The 449-nt window shown below is 63.0% G+C and carries 1 protein-coding gene; it reads left to right on the top strand.

The genetic code is table 11. The features are described 5' to 3' along the window. Positions 1 to 26: 26 nt before the first annotated feature. Positions 27 to 449, top strand: a 423-nt coding sequence (locus LK12_RS23445; protein WP_197063656.1) for a TonB-dependent receptor plug domain-containing protein, incomplete at its 3' end; no start/stop codon positions are given.

The raw sequence follows: 449 nt of genomic DNA, 5'->3' as shown, positions 1-449 counted from the left end.
GGCTTGCACTGACCGCACAGGCGGCGATGGCGCAAGAAGCCGATCCGAACGCAAGCGGTGTCCTGGAGGAGATCGTCGTCACCGCGCGCAAGCGGGCGGAAAGCATGCAAGATGTTCCAGCATCAATCAGCGCGCTTTCCTCCAGCGAACTGGCGAAGCGGTTCGATTCCGACGTTCGCGACTTTGCCGATTCCTCGCCAAACGTCGTGATCGACGACACCCAGCAGGGCCCGGGTGGCGTCGCGGCTGTCTATATCCGCGGCATCGGCGTCGCCGACGTCGAGAAATCGGTCGACCCGGCGGTTGGCGTCGTTTTCGATGACATCTATCTCGGGCAGAGTTCAGGCAGCCTGATGAAGGCGATCGATATCGATCGCGTGGAAGTGCTGCGCGGCCCGCAAGGCACGCTGTTTGGTCGGAACGCCACCGGCGGCGTCATCAACATCGCC

It is taken from the genome of Novosphingobium malaysiense (assembly GCF_000802225.1).
GTDB classification, from domain to species: domain Bacteria; phylum Pseudomonadota; class Alphaproteobacteria; order Sphingomonadales; family Sphingomonadaceae; genus Novosphingobium; species Novosphingobium malaysiense.
This window is presented reverse-complemented; position numbering and strand designations above follow the sequence as displayed.